Raw genomic sequence first — 19,607 nt, 5'->3', positions numbered from 1 at the left:
GCCCCGCTCTTCCGTGAAGGCCGGGGGGTTCGTCGACACCATTGGGGTGCTGCAACCACCCTGTCCGGAACGTTACGGGGAGAACATCCGACTTCTCGAATCCCCGTGCCGGAGGAAGTAAAAGAAGAACCCCCATGCCTGTGACCCCCTCCATCCAAAGCCGCCGCTCCCAGCTGCCCGCCGGCGGCGAGCTCACGGAGCCTCCGCCAGCGCGGCTCGCGAAGCTGCCTGCCGCCGACAAGCTGGGCCGCCTGCTGCAAGTGGCCAAGGGCCACCGCCGGGCGCTCATCCTGACGCACGACAACCCGGACCCCGACTCCATCGCGGCAGCCGTGTCGCTCGCCCACCTGCTGGAGCGCAAGGCGGGGCTCGAAGCCCACGTCGGCTACGGCGGCATCATCGGCCGGGCGGAGAACATCGCCTTCGTGCGCGTGCTGCGGCTGCCGGTGTCGCACGTGTCCCAGCTGGACTTCAGCCAGTACGACCTCTTCGGCCTGGTGGATACGCAGCCGCCGGTGCGCAACCACTCGCTGCCCCCGCGCTTCCGCGCGGACCTGGTGGTGGACCATCACCCGCTGCGCGAGGAGAGCCTGCTGTCGCCCTTCGCGGACGTGGGCGGTGACTTCGGCGCCACCTCCACGATGCTGGTGGAGTACCTCCGGGCCGCGCGCCTGGAGCCGTCCGTGGAGATCGCCACCGCGCTCTTCTACGGCATCAAGGCGGACACCCGAGACCTGGGCCGCGAGACGACCCAGACCGACGTGGACAGCTACCTGTGGCTGTTCCCCCGCTGCGACAAGCAGCTGCTGGGGCAGATCGAGCACCCGGAGCTGCCCGCGCGCTTCTTCCAGCTGTTCCACACGTCCATCGAGAAGGCGAAGGTCTACGGCACCGCCATCATCACCGACCTGGAGGAGGTCTACTCCCCGGACATGGTCGCGGAGGTCGCCGAGCGGATGATGTTCCTCGAGGGGATGAAGTGGTCCCTGGCGTACGGGAGTTTCCGCAACCAGCTGTTCCTGAGCCTCCGGGTGAAGGACCGGCGCATGAACGCGGGCCGCCTCATCCGCGAGCTGTGCGAGGACCTGGGCGGCTCCTCCGGCGGCCACGGCAGCATGGCGGGCGCACGGCTGCCCCTGTCCGGCAGCGCCAACAAGCGCAAGGCGCTCAAGCGCGAGGTCGTGTCGCGCTTCCTGGAAGCCTTCGGCGTCGCCGAGGAGCGGCCGGTGTCGCTGCTGTCCGCGCAGGACACGTGATCTACTGGGACCACAACGCCGCCGCGCCAGTGCGCCCGGAAGTGGGGACGCTGCTCGCGCGGGCCTTCACGCAGGGAGGCTTCGGCAACGCGTCCAGCGTGCACGCGGGCGGGCGCGAAGCACGAGCCCGGCTGGACGCGGCGCGGGCGAAGGTGGCGCGCGTCCTGGGCTGTGAACCCAAGGAGCTCTGCTTCACCGCGTCCGGCAGCGAGGCGGACGCGCTGGCGCTGGTGGGCGCGTACGCGGCCCGGCCGGTGAAGGAGCGCCGCCGCGTGGTGTCCTCCACGGTGGAGCACCCCGCGGCGCTCGGGGCGCTCACGCGGCTGGAGCAGGAAGGCGCGCAGGTGGTGCGGCTGTCCCCCGCTCCCGACGGCCGCGTGCCGCTGGAGGCCGTGCTGGAGGCGCTGACGCCGGACACCGCGCTGTGCTCGTTGATGTGGGCCAACAACGAGACGGGCGTGCTCCAGCCGGTGGCGGAGGCCGCGCGCGCGTGCCGCCAGCGAGGCATCCTCTTCCACACCGACGCCGTGCAGGCCGCGGGCAAGGTGCCGCTCACGCTGCGCGAGGTGGACGCGGACCTGCTCTCCCTCTCCGCGCACAAGTTCGGAGGCCCGCAGGGCGTGGGCGTGCTGGTGGTGCGCAAGGGCGTGGACGTGCGCGCGCTGACGCCCGGACACCAGGAAGGCGGCCGTCGCGGGGGCACGCAGAACGTGCCCTACGCCGAGGCCCTGGCCCTGGCCCTGGAGCTCGCCGCGGCGGAGCAGCCCCAGGTCGCCATGCGGGTCGGCGCGCTGCGCGACGCGTTCGAACAGCAGGTGCTCCAGCGGCTCCCCGGAGTGACGGTGAACGGCGCCGGCGCGCCCCGGGTGCCCAACACGAGCAACCTGCGCTTCGAGGCCGTCGAGGGCGAAGCCCTCCTGATGGCGCTGGACCTGGAGGGCATCTGCGTGTCGTCGGGCGCGGCCTGCGCCTCCGGCACGCTGTCCCCGTCCCACGTGCTGCGCGCCATGGGCCTGTCCCCCACCGAGGCGCGGGCCAGCCTCCGCTTCAGCCTGGGCCCCACCACCACGTCCGCCGAGGTGGAGCGCGTCGTGGAGGCGCTGTGCACGCACGTCCCTCGCGTGCGGGCCCTGGACGCCACGGGCTGAGCCCCGCCCCGGCGTCGCGCGCGGGGCTACCACTTCTGGTCGGGCAGGTTCTTCTCGCGGACCTCCGGGTCGGGCTGGCCGTAGCCAGGAATCCCCTCCTTGGCCTCGTCGGGCTTGGGCGGCAGCCGCTCGTCGCCGTGCCGCGTCTCGCGGGTGGGGGTGTCCTGTTCGGGCTGCTGCTGCTTGCGCTCGTTCGCCATCGTTCCTCCCGGTGCGTGTTCGCGGGAGGAAAGGTCATCATCTGGCGCACGCTCCGCAGCGGCCCGCGCCGTCCGGGAGCCCGCGCGCCGGAGCCCTGCCCGCCCGGCTACTCGGCGCCGTCCATGGAACCTGTCGGCGGAGGCCCCCGGTAGGCCGGCATCTCGTCGGTGGTGCCGAACAGACCGCGCACCACCGCCGCGATGGCCAGGGGCGTCCCCACACGCTCGTCGAAGTGCGGCGACAGTGCCCGCGCGTACTCCTCCGCGGAGGGGAAGCGGTCCTCGGGGTTCTCCGCGAAGGCGCGCGCGAGCACCGCGTCCAGGGCCTTGGGCACGTCCGGACGCACGGCGCTCAAGGGGCGGTACTTGCGCGACAGGATGCTGGCGAAGACGTCTTCAGGCGAGGTGCCCACGAAGGGACGCCCCAGCGTGAGCAGTTCGTAGAGCACGACGCTCGCGGCCCACAGGTCCGCCTCCGGCGTCACCGCGCCCTGCAGCGACTCCGGGGACAGGTAGTACGGCTTGCCCAGGACCTCACCGCCCTGGAGCTTCCCGTCCACCAGGACGCGCGACACGCCAAAGTCGCCCAGCTTGATCTCCCCTACCCGCGAGATGAACAGGTTGGACGGAGACACATCGCAGTGGACGATGCCCAGCGGCTCACCGTCCGGCCCGGTGGCGGTGTGCGCGTACGCCAGCGCCTCCATCAGCACCTTGGCCAGGTACACCGCGAAGTCGACGGGCAGCGGAATCCCGCGCGCCTTGCACCGGCGGAGGATGTGGCCCAGGTCGCGCCCGTCCACCAGGTCCATCACCAGGAAGGACACGTCCTCCAGCATCCCCGCGTCCAGCACCTTCACGATGTTGGGGTGGTCCAGCTGGCGCGACAGGTGCGCCTCGCGCGCGAAGAGATCCACCGACGCGGGGTCCCGGGTGAGCGCGGGCAGCAGCCGCTTGAGCGCCACCGTCCACCCGGCGTACGGCCCGCTGCGCACGCGCGCGCGGTACACCTCGGCCATGCCGCCCTTGCCCAGCAGCGACAGGATTTCGTAGTTGCCGAAGACCCGGACGGGCTTCGACACGGGGGTCGGCGCGTTCACGGGCTGGCGCTTCCAGCTCCTTGCGACTCTCGACCCTGGGTCCGCTTGCGACTGCCGCGGGCCTGCTTCAACAGCTGCTCGTACACCGCTCCTTCATTGGCGAACTGTTGCAGCTCCCGCTCCACCAGCGCGTTGCCTTCCGGCGGAGACCAGCCGTCGTTCAGCGCGCGGCGCAGCGCTTCGTTCGCCATCCGCGGATCCTTCGTCGCCCGCATCACGCACGCCGTCCAGAAGAACGCCTCCGCCCGCGCCTGCGGACTGCCCGCGGCGCGCGCCCGGTCCAGGTACGTGAGCGCGTCCGAGTGCTGGCGCCGCAGGAAGTAGGACACCCCCATGCCCATCAGCGCCCAGGCGTTGTTCTTCTCCTTCTCCTGCGCCAGCACGAGCTGGAACTGCTGCGACGCGCCAATCGGGTTCTGCGCCAGCTGGGACAGCCCCTGCTTCAGGGTGGCCGCCACGTCCACCGGCTCCAGCCGGCGCTGCGCCGCAATCTGCGCGGCACCTCCGGACGGAGGGGACACCGCAGCGACCGGGGATGGGGCGGGGGCGGGGGCCTGAGCTTGACGCTCCGACGCCTGGACCGTCACGGGCGTCAGCGCCGCGCCCTGGTCCGGGGCCCGCAGCAGCAGCAGTCCATTCTTGAGCAGGGCCGGTGACTCACAGCCTCCCTCCAGCTTCACCATGCCTCCCAGGGCCCGCTCCTCGACGTTGTAGACGAGCATGACCACGTAGGACTGGGACGGACTGCACGTGTCCCCCGTCTGGCAGAGCGTCACCTCGCCCAGGAAGACGTTGCCCTGGAAGTCCCCGGTCAGGGCCTGCTGGGCAGCCGGGCGCTGGCAGGGCCCACCGGCCGGAGCCATGCCCACCAGGTGGTCCCCATCCGAGCGCAACTCGATGGGGCCGAAGGCCTCTCCCTGGAAGGTGCCGTTGAAGGTAGGGCCCGCCCAGGCGAGCCCGGAAACGAGGCAGACTCCCGCCGCGAGAGCCAATGTTGAGGTCGGGGGCGACATGTCGGGGACCCGGGCATCATAGAAGTCCACGGGGCGGCTTGTAAACGCGCGAGGACGGCTTGACCGCACGCTGCTCCGTCCTTATCATTTTCCCAGAACGCCTTGGGATTTTCCCAGTGATTCTAAGGGCTTGTAGCGAGATTTGAGCGGTAAAAGGTCTGTTCCCTGCGGGGTGCGTGATGCCCAGCAGAAATTCGAACCGATACGTCCATTCCGGGGTCCGTTTCGGTCGCCATGTGCAAGCCCTCCCCCTTCCGGGGATGAGGGAAGCCTGCGGTGACATGATTTCGGTCCCCACCTGGCTTTCAAGGGTTCAATGGATGCTGGACACACGGCTCGGCGGGGGACTCTTTCTTTGGAGCGGCGGCGGTGAGCGAGACGGCGGTGGATACGGCGGCGGCGGCGGAGAAGAAGGTAACGCTTCGTGAGGAGCTGACGGCGCGCCGCAAGGCGATGACCAACGACCTCATCGACGAGCGGGGCCTGAAGGTCCAGTCTCGATTCCTGGCATCGCCCTACTATCAGAAGGCACGGACGGTGGCCCTCTACGCCCCCATCCGGGGCGAGGTCCCCACCCGGGACATCCTCATCGCGGCCCTGCAGGACGAGAAGATCGTCTGCTATCCGCTGTCCCATGTGCATGGGCGCATCCTGGCGTTCCGGGCCATCAAGTCGGAGAGCGAGCTGGAGCCGGGGCGCCTCGGCGTCCGGGAGCCCAGCAACTCCTCGGACCTGATTGGCGTGGACCAGATCGACCTGTTCGTGGTGCCCGGTCTGGGCTTCAGCCGGGACGGCAAGCGGCTGGGTCGCGGAGGGGGCTACTACGACGCCACCCTCAAGGCGGCCAGCCCGCGCAGCCGGCGGGTCGGTCTGGCGTTCAGCGACCAGATCGTCCGGGACCTGCCCACGACGAGCGACGACGTGGACATGGACCAGATCGTCACGGAGATGGAGGCGCTGCGCGGGCTGTGGCGCAGCTTCGACTTCCTGGACACCTGAGCCTCAGGCGACCAGAGGGACCTTCCACGGGCGGAGCGCGGACCCCAAGTCCGGCCCTGCCCGTCGTCGTTTCTGGGCTAGTGTCCGCGGCGCCATGAACCCGGACGCACTGCGCAAGGCGACCCCCGAAGAGCAGTATGAAGAAGTCACTCGCGGCACCGTGGACCTCCAGGTGCCGGAGGACCTCAAGAAGAAGCTCCAGCGCTCGTATGACAAGGGCAAGCCGCTCGTCATCAAGGCGGGCTTCGACCCCAGCCGTCCCGACCTGCACCTGGGCCACTCGCTGCTGCTCACGCGCATGCGGCGCTTCCAGGAGTTCGGGCACACGGTGGTGTTCCTCATCGGTGACTTCACCGCCCTCATCGGCGACCCCACCGGCAAGAACGCGACCCGGCCCGCCCTCACCCGCGACGAGGTGAAGGTCAACTCGGAGACGTACAAGCAGCAGGTCTTCAAGGTCCTGGACCCGGACAAGACGGTGGTGAAGTTCAACTCGGAGTGGCTCGACGCGCTGGGCACCGAGGGGATGATCCGCCTGGCGGCGCGCTACTCCGTGCAGCGCATGCTGGAGCGCGACGACTTCAAGAAGCGCTACCGGGAGAACCGCTCCATCTCGCTGCATGAGTTCCTCTACCCCCTGCTCCAGGGCTGGGACTCCGTGGCGCTGAAGGCGGACGTGGAGCTGGGCGCGACGGATCAGCTCTTCAACCTGCTGGTGGGCCGGCAGCTGATGAAGGACGAGGGCCTGGAGCCACAGGTCATCATGACGGGCCCCATCCTGGAGGGCCTGGACGCGAAGCTGGTGGACGGCGTCATCACCGGCGACAAGATGTCCAAGAGCCTGGACAACTACGTGGGCATCGACGAGCCGGCGGACAGCATCTTCGGCAAGCTGATGAGCATCACCGACGACCTGATGTGGCGGTACTACAAGCTCCTGTCGTCGATGCCGCTCAAGCAGGTGCTGGAGCTGGAGGAGCGCACGCGCTCCGGCGCGGCCCACCCCAAGGCCGCCAAGGTCGCCTTCGCGCAGGAGATGGCCTCGCGCTTCCAGGGCGAGGAGGCCGGGCGCAAGGCCGCGGAGGACTTCGAGAAGCGCTTCGCCAAGAAAGAGCTGTCGGCGGAGGAGCTGCCCCTGGTGGAGGTCTCGCTCGCGGGCGCGGAGAAGCTGCCGGTGACGAAGCTGCTGCCGGAGACGAAGCTCGTGGCCTCCGCCACCGAGGCGCGCAAGCTGATGGCCCAGGGCGGCGTCCGGGTGAACGGCGAGAAGGTCACCGACCCCAAGGCGGAGCTGGGGGCCGGCGAGTACACCGTGCAGGTGGGCAAGCTGAAGGCGGCGCGGGTGAAGCTGGCCTGAGTCGCGACGACGGACCGCCCGCGCCCTGAATCAGGGCGCGGGGGGGCCCTTCGGGAGTCCGCCTTCGTACAGCGCGGCGGAGCGCCCGACGATGAGGGCATGGGGGAGCAGCTTCATCATCAGGGCGAGGAAGCGGTTGAGGACGCCGGGCACGGCGAGCTCGCGGCGCCGCACGAAGGCCTCCACGGCGATGCGCGCGCAGGCCTCCGCGGACATGATGCCCAGGTCGCCCGCCTTGAACTTCCGGTCCAGCCCCGACAGCGACAGCATCTCCGTGGCGATGCCCCCGGGCGCGAAGACGGTGACGGAGACGCCGGCCTTGCGCAGCTCATGGGCCAGCCCGCGCCCGAAGCTGATGATGAACGACTTCGTCGCCGCGTAGGCCGTCTGGTACGGCAACGGCGAGAAGCCCGCCATGCTGCCGACCAGCATCAGCGCACCGCCATTGCCCCGCCGCACGAAGTCCGCGGCGAAGAGCTGCGACAGGCGCACCACGCTGGTGATGTTGGTGGCGAGCATCGCGTCGAAGGACTCGGGCTGCTGCTCCAGCGCCATGCCGTAGAAGGTGACGCCCGCGTTGAGGATGACCCCGTCCACGGTGCGCCCGGCCATGGCGGCCTCGAACACGCGCGCGGGCTCACCGGGCCGGGAGAGGTCCGCGGCCAGGGGCAGCACCTGCACGCCATGCGCGGCCTCCAGCTCCGCCTTGAGCGCGGTGAGCCGGTCCTCGCGACGGGCGACGGCGATGATGTGGGCGCAGTGCTCCTTCGCGAGCAGGCGGGCCATCTCCAGCCCCAGACCGGACGATGCACCGGTGATGAGCACCCAGCGGCCTCGGAAATTCATCGGTTTCATATCGGGCGCTCTTATTCTCCGGCGCGACGTCGGACGCAACCGGGGAACAGCGGGCTTCAAGCCCCCCTGTTAGAGTCCGGCGCACCATGCGCCTCTCCGGGTCGCTCGCCTGCTTCTTCCTGGCCCTCTCGATGCCGCCCACCGTGCTCGCGGGCAGCGGCGTCTTCGTCTCCGACGAGCCCGTGGACGCGGTCGAGCAGCCCGAGTCCTCCAAGGTCGTCTTCGCCGTGGAGCCCGGCGTCTCCTATCCGCTCGTGAAGAAGGGAGGGCCCGCCCGGGCGTGGTGCAAGCTCCAGGGACCCAAGGCCGAAGGATGGGTGCTCTGCGATGGCACGCCCACGGAGGCGGTCCAGAAGGCCCCCGGCACGGACGCCCTCGTCAGCGCCGACCACGCGAACACGCGCCAGCAGCAGGCGGCCCGAGGCGGCGGCGTGGCCTTGTCCGCCGTGGTGAAGCAGCTGGGGAGCGGGGCCGGCGCGGGCATCGCCGGGACCGAGCAGGAGGCAGGCTCCCCGTCGAGCGAGAGCAGCGTCGAGGTTCGCGCCCCCGCGGGCCGTGTCGCGGCCGCTGCCCCAGGTGATGCGGAGGCCTGCGCGAGCACCTGCGACAACGCCCCCTTGTTCGCCAAGGCCCCAGCGCTGTCCGCGCTGGACCGCGAGGTGCTGGACCTGTGCCCCGCGCGCCCCGACGCCAGCGTGAGCGCCGGGGACGTGCAGCGCTTCTTCGCCAGGCACTATGACGATGCGCGCGTGCAGCGGGCGCTGTCCGCCGCGGGACGGCCGGGGACGGGCTCGCGGCAGGCGAACCTGGAATGGCTCACCAGCCTCTGGGTGAGCACGGGCCCGCGCAACGCCTTCACCCACGTCTTCTGCGGCGATGACTGGCAGCGCGGCCCGATTGGCGGACTCCACTTCCTCCCGCGCTACGCCCAGCTCGAGGCGGAGGGCAAGGTCTGCTACCAGGGCCCCGGCAAGGGCGAGCAGGCCATTCAAGGGGCGCAGTACGCCATCCGCTTCAAGGGACTGTCCCCCTGGTCCTGTGGAGTGAAGCGGCTGGGCGGCTTCTCCACGTCGCAGGACGCCGTCTCCATCGCCGCCATCGGGACCCGCGCGTTCGCGCGCTGCTGCGCTCGCGGCGGGGCAAAGAAAGAGGGCGGCGTCTACTCCGCGCCGGACATCGGCGGCGGCAACTGGCGCATCTGGTGCGGCACGCGCAACGGCACCTACGGCATCGCCACGCTGCATCCAACCGACGAAGCAGCCACCTGCGCCGAGTAGGCCAGAGCGGGGCGCCTGCCCCGCGACGGCCCTCACGCGCCAGCCACCGACACGACGTTCCGCGCGGCGGCAATCCCCCCAGCACCGCAAATACCTCACGCCCCTGGCGACCCGGTTGAAGCACCGGAGCCAGGGGACCCGCATCCCGAAGGGATGCCAGCCCAGCCCGCCCCGGGCACGTCCTTCGCCACGGAGGCGGGAGCCGGGGGACCCGCATCCCGAAGGGACGCCGGCCCCCTGCCCCGCTGGGTCCTACGGCGCCTTGTCCACCGTGAGCACCGCACCCGTGGAGTACGCGGTGAACTCCGGCGCGTACATGGACTGAACCGTCGCGGGCCCCACACGGAAGGTGCCCGCGAGGTTGGCGCGCAGCCGGTACTTGAAGGTGTACTCACCGGCCGGGAGCGCTTCGAAGAAGAAGTTCGTCCCCGAGTCGCGCGTCTCCTCGTACCAGACGATGCCCAGGTCCCACTTGTGGCGGGACTGGGCGCTCTCCGGCTCCAGGCCCGCGGCGCGCGGGTCGCGCAGGTGCACGTACTCCGCGGCGTGCTTCGTGCGCAGCGACAGCTGCACCTCCACCTCGTCACCGGGCTGGAGCTTCGCGCCCTCCGCCAGCGGGCGCAGCAGCGTCTGACTGCCTTCGCGGACGCGCACGAAGTAGCGGCGTGACACCTGGAAGAAGTCGCCGCGCTCCTCCTTCGGCAGCTCCTCCGTGGAGAAGTGCCATGTCGCGGACGCGAACGCGAAGCCCGGCGTCGTCTTCTCCACCACCGTGGTCGCCGTGTCCGGCTTCACCTCCGGACCGGTGAGCACCACCTGGTTCTTCTTGCCCGTGTAGATCTCCGGCGGGAAGCGCATGGGCACGACCTTCGAGCCCACCGTCACCTTCAGCTCCTCGGTCACGCCCAGCGAGCCCTCCGCCTGCAGGTAGTTCACCAGCGCGTAGAGCGCCTCCGCCGTGGCGCGCGTGGACTTCCAGTGCCCCAGCTTCTTGTCCAGGAACAGCCACTGCGCCAGCCCCGCTCGGCGCGGATCCTTCGGACGAAGCTCCGACAGCGTGCGCAGCGCGAAGGCCTGCGTCTCCGTGGTGTCGTTGTACCAGAGCCAGCCGCGGTCCTCCGGCGCCCAGAACGTGCCCTGGTCCGCCGTCGTCTTCGCGGAGTCCATCACGCTGTCCCAGACCTTCAGCGCGTCCTTCGTGCGCTTCGCCCGGTGCAGCGTGAGCGCCAGGTAGCCCTTGAGGAACGGCGAGTGCTCCTTCCAGTGCTTGAAGGAGAAGTCGAGCACGCGCTGGCGCTCGGCGGCGGTGAGCGCCTCGCCCGTGTAGCGCGCATCAGGGTACGACGACGCCACGAAGTTGAGGAACGTCAGGAACTCCCAGCCCAGGTTCTTCTTCATCAGCCGGCTCGCGTACTCCTCGCGGAAGTGCGTCGACAGGTAGCCCCAGGCCTGCTTCGTCAGCTCGGGTGACACGTCCACGCCGTGCTCCATCGCGCGCGACAGGCCGTGGAGGAGGTAGAGCGTCATGTACGGCGAGGACGGGCCGCCCGGCCACCAGGGGAAGCCGCCATCCGCGTTCTGGGCCTTGGCCAGCTTCTGCTGCGACGACAGCCGGTTCGCCTCGGCCACCCGTGGGTCCAACACGCGGACCAGGTCGTCCGGGGCCTCGGCGCCTCCCTTGGCCATGTTGAGCCAGGGCGTCTCCTCCAGCGACATCTTCCGGTTCGGATCCACGCTGTCCCAGGTCTCGTAGCGCGTGGACCGCTGGCTCAGGTCCTGGGCCACCTTCGCCACCGACGGGTACTTGAGGAAGAGACTGGAGACGATGCCGGTGGACACGAAGCGGTTGAGCGTCTGCTCCGTGCACTCGTAGGGGTAGTTCACCAGGTACGGCAGCGACTGGAGCACCGAGTAGAAGAGCTGCGCGTCCACCGTCACGACCAGCTGCTCGTTCACCCGCGTGGGGTCATCCGCGCGCTTCAGGTCGTCGAACGTCAGCGTCTTGCGGTCCTGGTCGCGCAGCGTCACGAAGCGCGACTGGGACAGATGCATCCGGCCGGGAAGCACCGGCAACGGCCGCAGCTCTCCGTCACTGAAGTTGCCCGTCTTCGCGACGACACGGAAGGCCACCGGGCCCACGCGCGCGGGCGTGGTGATGGGGAAGCGCAGAGGCGTGCCCTTCCCCGCCGCCACCGTGAAGGCCTGCGCGGCCGTCTTCACGCCGAAGTCCGCGAGCAGGCTCTTCTGCGTGTCCGGGTCCACGATGTCGAGCGTGAGCTGCCCCTGCTGCGGCTGCGTCCCCGCGTTGTTCACCACGACCTCCAGCTCCGCCCGGTCGCCTTCGCGCAGGAAGCGCGGCAGGTAGGGACGCACCATCAGCTCCTTCACGCTGCGGGTGGAGCGCTGGGTGGAGCCCCCGCGCAGGTCGCGCGTGAACGCATGCACCCAGACGTCCCACGCCGTCACGGAGTCCGGCACCGTGAACTCCAACACCGCCGTTCCCTCCGGCCCGGTGAGCAGCTGCGGAATCCAGAACGCCGTCTCCGCGAAGTTCGTGCGCAGCGGCCCCGCCGGAACGGACGGCTCGCTCTCCGCGACGACACCATTGCCACTCTTGATGATCTGGATGATCTCGCGCCGCTTCTGTTCGGCCACCGGAATCGCCGAGGGCTTCGGGGCCGCCGGCGGAGGCGGAGGCGGCACCGCCCCCTTTCCCGGAGCTCGCGCACCGGAGCTCGCCACCGCCCCGTACCGTTCGCGCCGATAGGAGTTCCGGTAGCCCGGCCCTCCCAGCCCATACCCCTCCTCGAACCTCAGCTGGTCCCCCTGGAGCTCCTGCCCGGACCAGGGCGGGTTGTTGTCACTGACGAACCAATCCCCATGGGAGCTCACCGCCGACGACGTGGCCTCCAGGTACAGCGTCTGCTGCGGGTACAGCTGCGCCACCTGCGGAGGCGAGTGGGGCCCGAAGATGTTCAGCGACTGGTCGTACATGTACGCGAGCACCTCCGCGGCCCCCGCCTCCAGCTTCGCGCCATTGGGCCCCTTCACCGTCACGCGGAAGGTCTCCTTCGCTCCGGGCCGCAGCGTGTCGCGGAACGTGGCGAACTCCAGGCTCAGCTCCTTGTCGTCGAAGGGCACCGCCACCGTGCGCGTGAAGTCCACGACCTGCCAGTCGCGCACCATGGAGAGCGCCACCGTGAAGCCGCCGCGCAGCGCTTCGGTGACGGGAATCTCCACCACCGAGCGCCCCTGCCCCGCCGTCACCAGGCGGTGTTCGACGCGCATGCGCCCCTGGTAGACGTCCAGCACCAGCGGCTGTCCCTCGAAGCCGGACGCCAGCAGCACCCGCGCCACCTCGCCCACGCGCACGGACGAGCGCTCCAGCTCCAGCACCGCCGGCAGGCCCGCCGGAGCTCGCGCCCCGGCCACCAGGAAGTCCCGCTGCGCGGTGGCCTGCTGGCCGAACGCATCCGTCGTCTCATAGCGCAAGCGGTAGGCGCCCGCGCGCAGCGCCGGCAGCGTCACCGCCGCGACGCCGTCCGCGCCGTGCGTCACCGCCGCCTGCGCCACCGCCGCGCCGTCCTCCCAGCCGCGCAGCGTCTGCTCCATGTTGTAGTCCGCGCTCCAGCGAGGCTTGAGCGCGTCCCCCGGCGTCGGCGTCAGCTCCGTGCGCGCGTTGGGGTCCAGCGGCAGCTGCGCGACCAGCGGCTCCTCCGACGGCATCAGCGGACGCGCGGGCGCCTTCAGCGCGACGAGCCGCCAGCGGCCCGGGCCGGGCCGCGGAGCGCCATCCAGGTTCGAACGGATGAGGCGCACCTCCGAAGGGAAGTCCTCGCGCACGAAGCCCACGTCGGACTCCACCCGGCCCTCCACCGAACCGAAGCCCAAGCGGAAGGACCGGCTCGCGGAGCGCGTCTCGCCGCCTTCGTCCGTGAGGTCCGCCTCCACGCGGTAGCGCCACGACAGGCCCTGCGTCTTCGAGAGCCGCTCGTCCGCCTCCGGGGTGAAGGCCACGGAGAAGCCACCATCCTCCCCCACCGTCGCCGTGCCAGAGGCCACCAACTGCGTCGCGACGGGGATGCGCACCCACTGCCACCAGGGCGGAAGCACCGGCTCGCGAGACACGCGCCACTTCACCGAGCCACGCGTCACGGGCAGCCCGAAGTAGTAGCGCGCCTCGCCCTTGAAGGTGGCGCGCCGGTTGATCCGCAGCGCCTCCGCCGCATCCTTCAGCGTCACCTCGAAGGTGGGCCGCTTGTACTCCTCCACCCGCACGTGGGTGCCGCCGTAGGGGGACATCGTCCGCACGGTCCATTCGCCCAGCGGCCGCCCCGCGGGCAGGTCGAACGCCCCCGCCACCGACCCGAACCTGTTGGTGCGGACCCGCTGCGTCTCCACCTCCTGCCCATTGGGGTCGATGAGCGACACCTCCACCGCCGACTCCGACAGGACATGGTACCGCTTGGAGCCGTCGTTGCTGCGGTAGGCCACCACCTTCCACAGCAGCTTCTGCTGCGGCCGGTACACGGCGCGGTCCGTATAGACGAGCGTCTGTTCCTGCGGGCCCGAGGGGTACGACGGCGAAAGGAACAGCGAACCCGGGTACACCATCAGGTTCTTTCCGCGCCCCACCAGGATCAGCAGGTTCTCGAAGCTGTCGTGGGTCCGCGTCTCCACCCGCACGTCGCCGTTCGCGTCGCTGCGGCTGCCGTACAGACTGAAGCGGCGGCTGACGTGGTCCAGCGTCACCATCCGCACCTCCACGTTGGGAGCACCGGCTCCCGTGGCCCCGTCCAGCACGCGCAGCTCCGCCTCGCTGGCGCCGGCCTTGCGCGTCACCACCGCCCACGGTGACACGGACATGGGCAGCGAGATGAGCCTGTTGTTCTTCTGCTGGAAGTCCTCGCGCAGGGACATGACGATGACGTACACGCCCGGCGCGAGCGGCGGCGGCGTCACGAAGCTGCGGTGCATCTGGAAGTCGGGCGTGGCCGGCAGCGCCGCCTTCCACGCGGCGTCGGGCTTGCGCTTCTCCACCCACTGGCGCACCTCCTCGCCCGAGGCGATGAGCGACAGGTTCTCCGGGGGCTTCGCGAGCCGCGCCTCCACGTCCACGGCGTAGGCCCGGAAGTACACTGCGGCCAGGTTGCGGTGACGGACCTCGATGGAGCGCTTGCCCGCGCCATCCACCTGCATCACCGTGGCGTACGCGTCCGGCCACTCCAGCCGGGTCACCATGGCGGCGCACAGCTCGCCCCCCGCTGACTTCGGCCAGGCCTGCGCGCCGGCCTTCGCCACGGCGTAGGCCGTCACCGGACGGGACGCCTTCTCCTCCAGCCCCGCGAGCCGGAACTGGCCCATGGACCACCACGGCACGTCCCGGAAGCCCACCAGGTGGGCGGCCAGATGCGTCCGCACGCGCTTCTGATCGTCCCCGTCGGTGAATGACGTGCCCAGGACCTCGTAGCGCCGCAGCCGCGCCTCCAGCGCCGCTTCGCGCCGTCCCGCCGCCAGGTGCCACGCCTCCAGGTCCCCCAACAGCGCGGCCACCTGCGTCAGCGGATGCAGGGAGGGATCCGCCAGGTCGACTTTCGGCGTGCCCTCCAGCAGCGTGCCCAGGTCCAGCCGGTACACGCCCTGGGACTGCTCCGGGCGCCACAGGTCCGTGCGCTCCAGCGACGCCACCCACAGGTACGTCACCGCGTCGCGCAGCGTGGAGCGGATGCCGTCCGGGTACGTGTTGGGCTGGATGTATTCGGCCAGCACCTTCACGGGCTCCGTGCCGAACTTCAGGCGCAGGGCCCACACGGCGGCGTAGGACTTCTGGATCTCCGCCACCAGCTGATCCCGCGTCCAGGCCTTGAGGTCCACCGGCCCCGCGGACACCACCTGCTCGCGCTGGCCGATTTCATAGCCGTAGGCGTCCAGGTAGTTCGTGAGCACCGCCGCATAGAACAGGTGGAGCGTGGCCTGCTGCCGCAGTCCCTCCGGCCAGGACTGCTCGCGCAGGAAGCGCACCGCCGTCTCGTAGCCATGGACCTGCGTGCGCAGTTGCACCGTGCGCACCAGCGCGCGCGTCCACTCGTCCGCGTCGCCCCGAGCCTTCGCGTCGGCGAGCCGCGCCTCGGCCCCCTGCGCGGCGGACTCCACCTTGTCGTCCTCCACGAGCGCGTCGATGGCCTTCCACGTCGGGGGCACTGACGCGGGGGCCGCCACGGACACGGAAGCGAGCGCGAAGCACAGCAGGGACAGCACGACGGCGAGCGCACGCGGGCGCGGGGTTTCACACATGGGCGGCACTCTAGACGCCGCCCGCGCCCGTGGCGGTCCCTTCTCCTGCTCAGGATGCCGCGGGGGCCCGGCGCCGCAGCCCGACCACGTAGACCTCCATGCTGGCGCCGCGCGTGGCCTCCGGACGCACCACCTTCACTTCTTCGAAATGCTGGCGCACCTCGTCGCGGAAGGCCTCGAAGTCGCCGCCCATGAAGACCTTGGCCACGAACGTGCCCCCGGCCTTGCCCCGCGTGGCGGCCACCTCCAGCGCCTTGCCCGCGAGCCGCAGGCTGCGCGCCTCGTCCGTGCCCTTGATGCCGGACGTCTTGGGCGCCATGTCGGAGATGACCGCGTCGTAGAGCCCGTCGTACAGCGCCAGCAGCTTCGCGTCGAAGTCGTCCGCCAGCACGTCCAGCACCGCCGTCGTCACCTGCTTCTGCGAGAATGGCCGGATGGCGACGATGTCCACGCCGACGATGCGCCCGTTCAACCCCACCGCGTCCGCGAGGATCTGCAGGAAGCCGCCCGGCGCCGCGCCCAGGTCCAACACCGCCGCGCCCTTCTTCACGGACGTCGGGAAACGCTTGAGGATCTCGTCGACCTTGAACGCGGATCGCGCGCGCAGCCCCTCTTGCTTGGCTTTCTGGAAATAGTGGTCTTTAGGACGGTAGGGCTTGCCCATGTCAGAAGCCGTCCCTAGCATCCGCTACTGTCTTCGGAAAGCCGGAGCAGTCGCGGCCTGTTCGCCGGCCGCGCCAACGGAATTCCGGAGGGTGGGTGGCATGGGCACTCGGAGCGTGACGGCGGCCTTGTGCGTCTCCCTGCTCTTCGCAGGGGGGGCGGCGTTCTGCTACACGCGCGCCGAGACCCTCCAGGCGGAGGGCCGCTGGCTGATGGCCCGGGGCAGCGCCCAGGCCAGCGACTTCGCCCAGAAGCTGGACGGCACCTCCGTGGACGCCCAGCTGAAGACCTTCAAGGAACGGCGCGGCGTGATGGAGCAGGCCCACCGCTGGCAGCGCGGCATGCTGCTGGGCATCATGGCCGCCGTCCTGTCCGCCCTGTCCGCGTACGTCCTCTTCCTGCTCAAGCGGCTGGACGACCAGCTGCTGGACGCCACGGGAGAGCTGCGCCGTCCCCAGGAAGCCGCCTCCCTGTCCGCTCCGGCGTTCACACCCAGCGTCCAGCGCTGACGCGGGCCCTCGCCGGGGCTTTCGGCCCCCGGGATTCTGGCAGGATGCCGCCCCTGTTGCTGTTCACGGGGAGGACTTCCATGCCCGGCTGCGCGCACTGCGGACGCACGCTCGACATCATCGCCAACCAGGTGGGCCGGCGCGACACGTGCCCCGGCTGCGACGAGGACCTGCGCTCGTGCCGCAACTGCCGGCACTTCGACGAGTCCGTGGCCAAGGCCTGCAAGGAGCCCTTCGCGGAGGTCCCCCGCGACAAGGACGAGGCCAACTTCTGCGAGCTCTTCCAGCTGGGCGAAGGCGGCCTGCACGTGAAGGACTCGCGCGACGCGCTGCTCAGCGCCGCGGAGTCCCTCTTCGGCAAGAAGTAGCTAGAAGCCGTACAGCTTGGAGATGATCTCCTTCATCACCTCGGAGGTGCCACCGCCGATGGTGATGAGCCGCACGTCGCGCCACATGCGCGCGATGGGCGTCTCCTCGATGTAGCCCATGCCGCCGAACATCTGCTGGCAGTCGTAGGCCACGCGCTGGGCCAGATCCCCGGCGAACAGCTTCGCCATGGAGATCTCCTTCACCGGGTTCTCCTTCCGGTCGTAGAGGTCCACCGCGTGGTAGGTGAGCCACCGCGCCGCCTCCACCGCGGACAGGTGCTCCACGAACTTGTGGCGCCACACCTGGAACTTCATCAGCGGCCTGCCGAACGCCTCGCGCTCGTTGCCGTACTGGATGGCGTCCTCCAGCATCCGGTCCATCCCCCCCACCGTGGTGATGGCCCCCACCAGGCGCTCGCCCTGGAAGTTGGTCATGATGTGGTAGAAGCCCTGGTTCTCCTCGCCCAGCACGTAGCGCGCGGGGATGCGGCAGTCCTCGAAGTAGAGGATGGCCGTGTCGGACGACAGGTTGCCCACCTTGTCCAGCTTCTTGGAGACGCTGAACCCCTTCACATCCGTGGGGAACGTCACCAGCGACACGCCGCCGTAGCCCTGCTCACCGGTGCGCACCGCCAGCGTGATGAAGTCCGCGCGCGTGCCGTTGGTGATCCACATCTTGGAGCCGTTGATGACGTAGTCGTCACCGTCCCGGCGGGCGGTCGTCTTGATGCTCGCCACGTCCGAGCCGCACCCCGGCTCGCTCACGCCCAGCGCCGCGATGCGCTCGCCCTTGAGCGCCGGCTCCAGGAACTCGCGCTTCTGCTCGTCGGTGCCGATCTCGTTGATGATGGGCGTGGCCATCTGGCTCTGCACCAGCAGCGCCATGTTCACGCCCGCGTTGCGGCTGCGGCTGAGCTCCTCCGCGAACGCCGTCACGTACCAGTAGTCCAGGCCGCTGCCGCCGTACTTCGGGTCGTGGTTGATGCCCAGAAAGCCCAGCTCGCCGCACTTCTTGAACAGCTCCCGCGGGAAGATGCCCGCGCGATCCCACTCCAGCCCGTACGGCGCCATCTCCTTCTCCACGAAGGTGCGCACCGTCCTGCGAAAGGCCTCATGCTCGTCGGTGAACGGGTTGAGCATCCCTGCTCCTGGGGGGAGACCCCGGTGGTGGATTGATTTTCAAATCAATAACAGGCGCTCCCGGTCAGCCACAAGCAACGCCCCCCGTCACTCCGCCGCGCGACGCGGACCGTCATGGTGACGCATCGCGCCGCCCTGGGTGTTAGGGAGCCGGACGGCAGCCAGGCAGGCCTCCGGGGCTCCCCGAGAGTGGATAGTCCGCACTCCGGAGTATCCTCTTGACAGATAATCGAGTGTCGGTAATTTCTAGCCCCCAAAGAATTAGCCGGAGCAGGAGCCAGGGCGGGTGTCCCGCCGGCGACCCGGCAGGAGTTCGGACGCGTGAATCAGCGAATCTTGGCTGCCGTGGTGGCCGTGGCGGTGTCGACGGCGGGGTGCTCGCAGGCGGGCGCGGGGAAGGCGCAGTTGCCGGCGCAGCAGGAAGGCTCCAACGCGCTGGGCGTCAAGGCCATCACTCCGGCCACGGAGCTGGAGCAGAACGTGACCCGGGTCACCGGGCAGGTGCGCTCCAAGCAGGAGGCCGTCCTGGGTCCCCAGGTCACCGGCACGCTCGCGAAGGTGAACGTGCGGGTGGGTGACAAGGTGAAGAAGGGCGACGTGCTGGCGGTGCTGGACACGTCCAACGTGAGCATCGCGGTGGACCAGGCGAAGGCGGCCCGGGACATGGCGGAGGCCTCGCTGCAGCTGGCGACGAGCAACCTGGAGCGCACGCGCAAGGTGGCGGAGTCCGGCGGCGTCGCGGCCAACGCGCTGGAGCAGGCGGAGATCGGCCAGAAGCAGGCCGCGGCCCAGGCGGCCCAGGCGGGCGCGGCGTACCGGCTGGCGGCGGAGAACCTGCGCGACCACTCCATCCTGGCGCCCTTCAACGGCGTCATCACGGCGCGCACGAAGAACGTGGGCGACTCCGTGGCGGTGACGCCCTCCACGCCGGTGTTCTCCATCGTGGACACGGACGGGCTGGAGGTCCGGATGATGGTGCCGGAGTCCGTCATCGACAACGTGGCGCCGGGCACCGTGACGCCGGGCATCGTGAACCCCAGCGGCATGCGCTTCGAGGCGAAGGTGGCCAACGTGGGCGCCGTCATCGACGCGCAGAGCCGCACGGTGGAGGTGCTGGCGGACGTGACGGGCACGACGGAGCGCCCGCTGCGCCCGGGCGCGCTCGTGGAGATGGACTTCTCCAAGGCCGCGGGCGACGCCGGCAACGGCCTGTTCCTGCCCGCCCAGGCGGTCAGCAGCAAAGGCCAGGAAGGCTTCGTGTGGGTGGTGCAGGACGGCACCGTGCGCAAGCGCGACGTGCGCGTACAGCGCGTGCTGCCGGGCTACGTGAAGGTGCTGCAGGGCCTGACGGCGGAGGAGCGTGTGCTCGCCGACGCGTCGCTGGACGTCAAGGACGGGACCGCCGTGCGCGTGGCGCAGTAACGCGGT

At 70.2% G+C, this 19,607-nt stretch carries 15 protein-coding genes and 1 other RNA gene; 9 read left to right on the top strand and 7 right to left on the bottom strand.

The genetic code is table 11. The features are described 5' to 3' along the window. The first annotated feature begins 134 nt into the window (after window positions 1–134). Both GTY96_RS18355 and GTY96_RS18350 read left to right on the top strand, forming a co-directional pair. Window positions 135–1,256, top strand: coding sequence for a DHH family phosphoesterase (locus GTY96_RS18355; RefSeq protein WP_143901490.1), 1,122 nt, complete (start codon window positions 135–137; stop codon window positions 1,254–1,256). Next, entirely contained in the window at window positions 1,253–2,404 is a 1,152-nt protein-coding gene (locus GTY96_RS18350; protein WP_161665376.1) for a cysteine desulfurase family protein, read from the top strand. Before GTY96_RS18355 ends, GTY96_RS18350 begins: the two co-directional genes overlap by 4 nt. A gap of 26 nt (window positions 2,405–2,430) precedes the next feature. On the opposite strand, the gene GTY96_RS37235 is transcribed toward GTY96_RS18350, so the two are convergent. The 3 genes from GTY96_RS37235 to GTY96_RS18340 all read right to left on the bottom strand — a co-directional run bounded on the left by GTY96_RS37235 (window position 2,431) and on the right by GTY96_RS18340 (window position 4,717). Continuing rightward, a complete protein-coding gene (locus GTY96_RS37235) occupies window positions 2,431–2,604 on the bottom strand; it encodes a hypothetical protein (RefSeq protein ID WP_186001889.1) in 174 nt (57 codons plus the stop codon). A 107-nt stretch (window positions 2,605–2,711) separates the two neighbouring features. Next, window positions 2,712–3,704, bottom strand: a complete 993-nt coding sequence (locus tag GTY96_RS18345; RefSeq protein WP_161665375.1) for a serine/threonine-protein kinase — start codon at window positions 3,702–3,704, stop codon at window positions 2,712–2,714. Beyond that, window positions 3,701–4,717: a tetratricopeptide repeat protein gene (locus tag GTY96_RS18340; protein ID WP_143901496.1), complete on the bottom strand. Its 1,017-nt coding sequence runs from the start codon at window positions 4,715–4,717 to the stop codon at window positions 3,701–3,703. Before GTY96_RS18340 ends, GTY96_RS18345 begins: the two co-directional genes overlap by 4 nt. 159 nt (window positions 4,718–4,876) lie before the next feature. On the opposite strand from GTY96_RS18340, the gene ssrS reads away from it, so the two are divergent. The 3 genes from ssrS (at window position 4,877) to tyrS (ending at window position 7,073) form a co-directional block, all read left to right on the top strand. Continuing rightward, window positions 4,877–5,067, top strand: a non-coding RNA gene (gene ssrS, locus GTY96_RS18335) — 6S RNA. 19 nt (window positions 5,068–5,086) lie between these two features. After that, on the top strand, window positions 5,087–5,716 hold the full coding sequence (locus tag GTY96_RS18330; protein ID WP_143901498.1) for a 5-formyltetrahydrofolate cyclo-ligase: 630 nt from the start codon (window positions 5,087–5,089) through the stop codon (window positions 5,714–5,716). Window positions 5,717–5,810: 94 nt separating this feature from the next. Then, window positions 5,811–7,073, top strand: a complete 1,263-nt coding sequence (gene tyrS / locus GTY96_RS18325) for a tyrosine--tRNA ligase (RefSeq protein WP_143901500.1) — start codon at window positions 5,811–5,813, stop codon at window positions 7,071–7,073. 30 nt (window positions 7,074–7,103) lie between these two features. Here the strand turns inward: tyrS and GTY96_RS18320 are convergent, their stop codons facing one another. After that, on the bottom strand, window positions 7,104–7,928 hold the full coding sequence (locus GTY96_RS18320) for an SDR family NAD(P)-dependent oxidoreductase (protein WP_161665374.1): 825 nt from the start codon (window positions 7,926–7,928) through the stop codon (window positions 7,104–7,106). 86 nt (window positions 7,929–8,014) lie between these two features. Here GTY96_RS18320 and GTY96_RS18315 point away from each other — a divergent pair, with 86 nt between their 5' ends. After that, window positions 8,015–9,205 (top strand): EndoU domain-containing protein, encoded by a 1,191-nt coding sequence (locus tag GTY96_RS18315; protein WP_161665373.1) that lies wholly within the window; start codon window positions 8,015–8,017, stop codon window positions 9,203–9,205. Window positions 9,206–9,457: 252 nt separating this feature from the next. Here GTY96_RS18315 and GTY96_RS18310 read toward each other — a convergent pair whose 3' ends face one another. Further along, window positions 9,458–15,499: an alpha-2-macroglobulin family protein gene (locus tag GTY96_RS18310; protein ID WP_161665372.1), complete on the bottom strand. Its 6,042-nt coding sequence runs from the start codon at window positions 15,497–15,499 to the stop codon at window positions 9,458–9,460. A 49-nt stretch (window positions 15,500–15,548) separates the two neighbouring features. Beyond that, window positions 15,549–16,184: an SAM-dependent methyltransferase gene (locus tag GTY96_RS18305; protein WP_143901508.1), complete on the bottom strand. Its 636-nt coding sequence runs from the start codon at window positions 16,182–16,184 to the stop codon at window positions 15,549–15,551. 79 nt (window positions 16,185–16,263) lie between these two features. Here GTY96_RS18305 and GTY96_RS18300 point away from each other — a divergent pair, with 79 nt between their 5' ends. Both GTY96_RS18300 and GTY96_RS18295 read left to right on the top strand, forming a co-directional pair. Next, a complete protein-coding gene (locus GTY96_RS18300) occupies window positions 16,264–16,671 on the top strand; it encodes a hypothetical protein (protein ID WP_143901510.1) in 408 nt (135 codons plus the stop codon). Window positions 16,672–16,751: 80 nt separating this feature from the next. Next, window positions 16,752–17,039 carry a hypothetical protein gene (locus tag GTY96_RS18295; RefSeq protein WP_143902157.1) on the top strand — a complete coding sequence of 96 codons (288 nt, stop codon included), beginning with the start codon at window positions 16,752–16,754 and terminating at the stop codon, window positions 17,037–17,039. Here the strand turns inward: GTY96_RS18295 and GTY96_RS18290 are convergent, their stop codons facing one another. After that, window positions 17,040–18,179, bottom strand: a complete 1,140-nt coding sequence (locus GTY96_RS18290; RefSeq protein ID WP_143901512.1) for an acyl-CoA dehydrogenase family protein — start codon at window positions 18,177–18,179, stop codon at window positions 17,040–17,042. Between the two features lie 321 nt (window positions 18,180–18,500). On the opposite strand from GTY96_RS18290, the gene GTY96_RS18285 reads away from it, so the two are divergent. Further along, window positions 18,501–19,601, top strand: a complete 1,101-nt coding sequence (locus tag GTY96_RS18285; RefSeq protein ID WP_161665371.1) for an efflux RND transporter periplasmic adaptor subunit — start codon at window positions 18,501–18,503, stop codon at window positions 19,599–19,601. Window positions 19,602–19,607: the final 6 nt, after the last annotated feature.

This window comes from Corallococcus silvisoli, from assembly GCF_009909145.1.
Taxonomy (GTDB): domain Bacteria; phylum Myxococcota; class Myxococcia; order Myxococcales; family Myxococcaceae; genus Corallococcus; species Corallococcus silvisoli.
The sequence above is the reverse complement of the archived record's forward strand: the minus strand, read 5'-3'. Positions and strand labels throughout refer to the sequence as shown.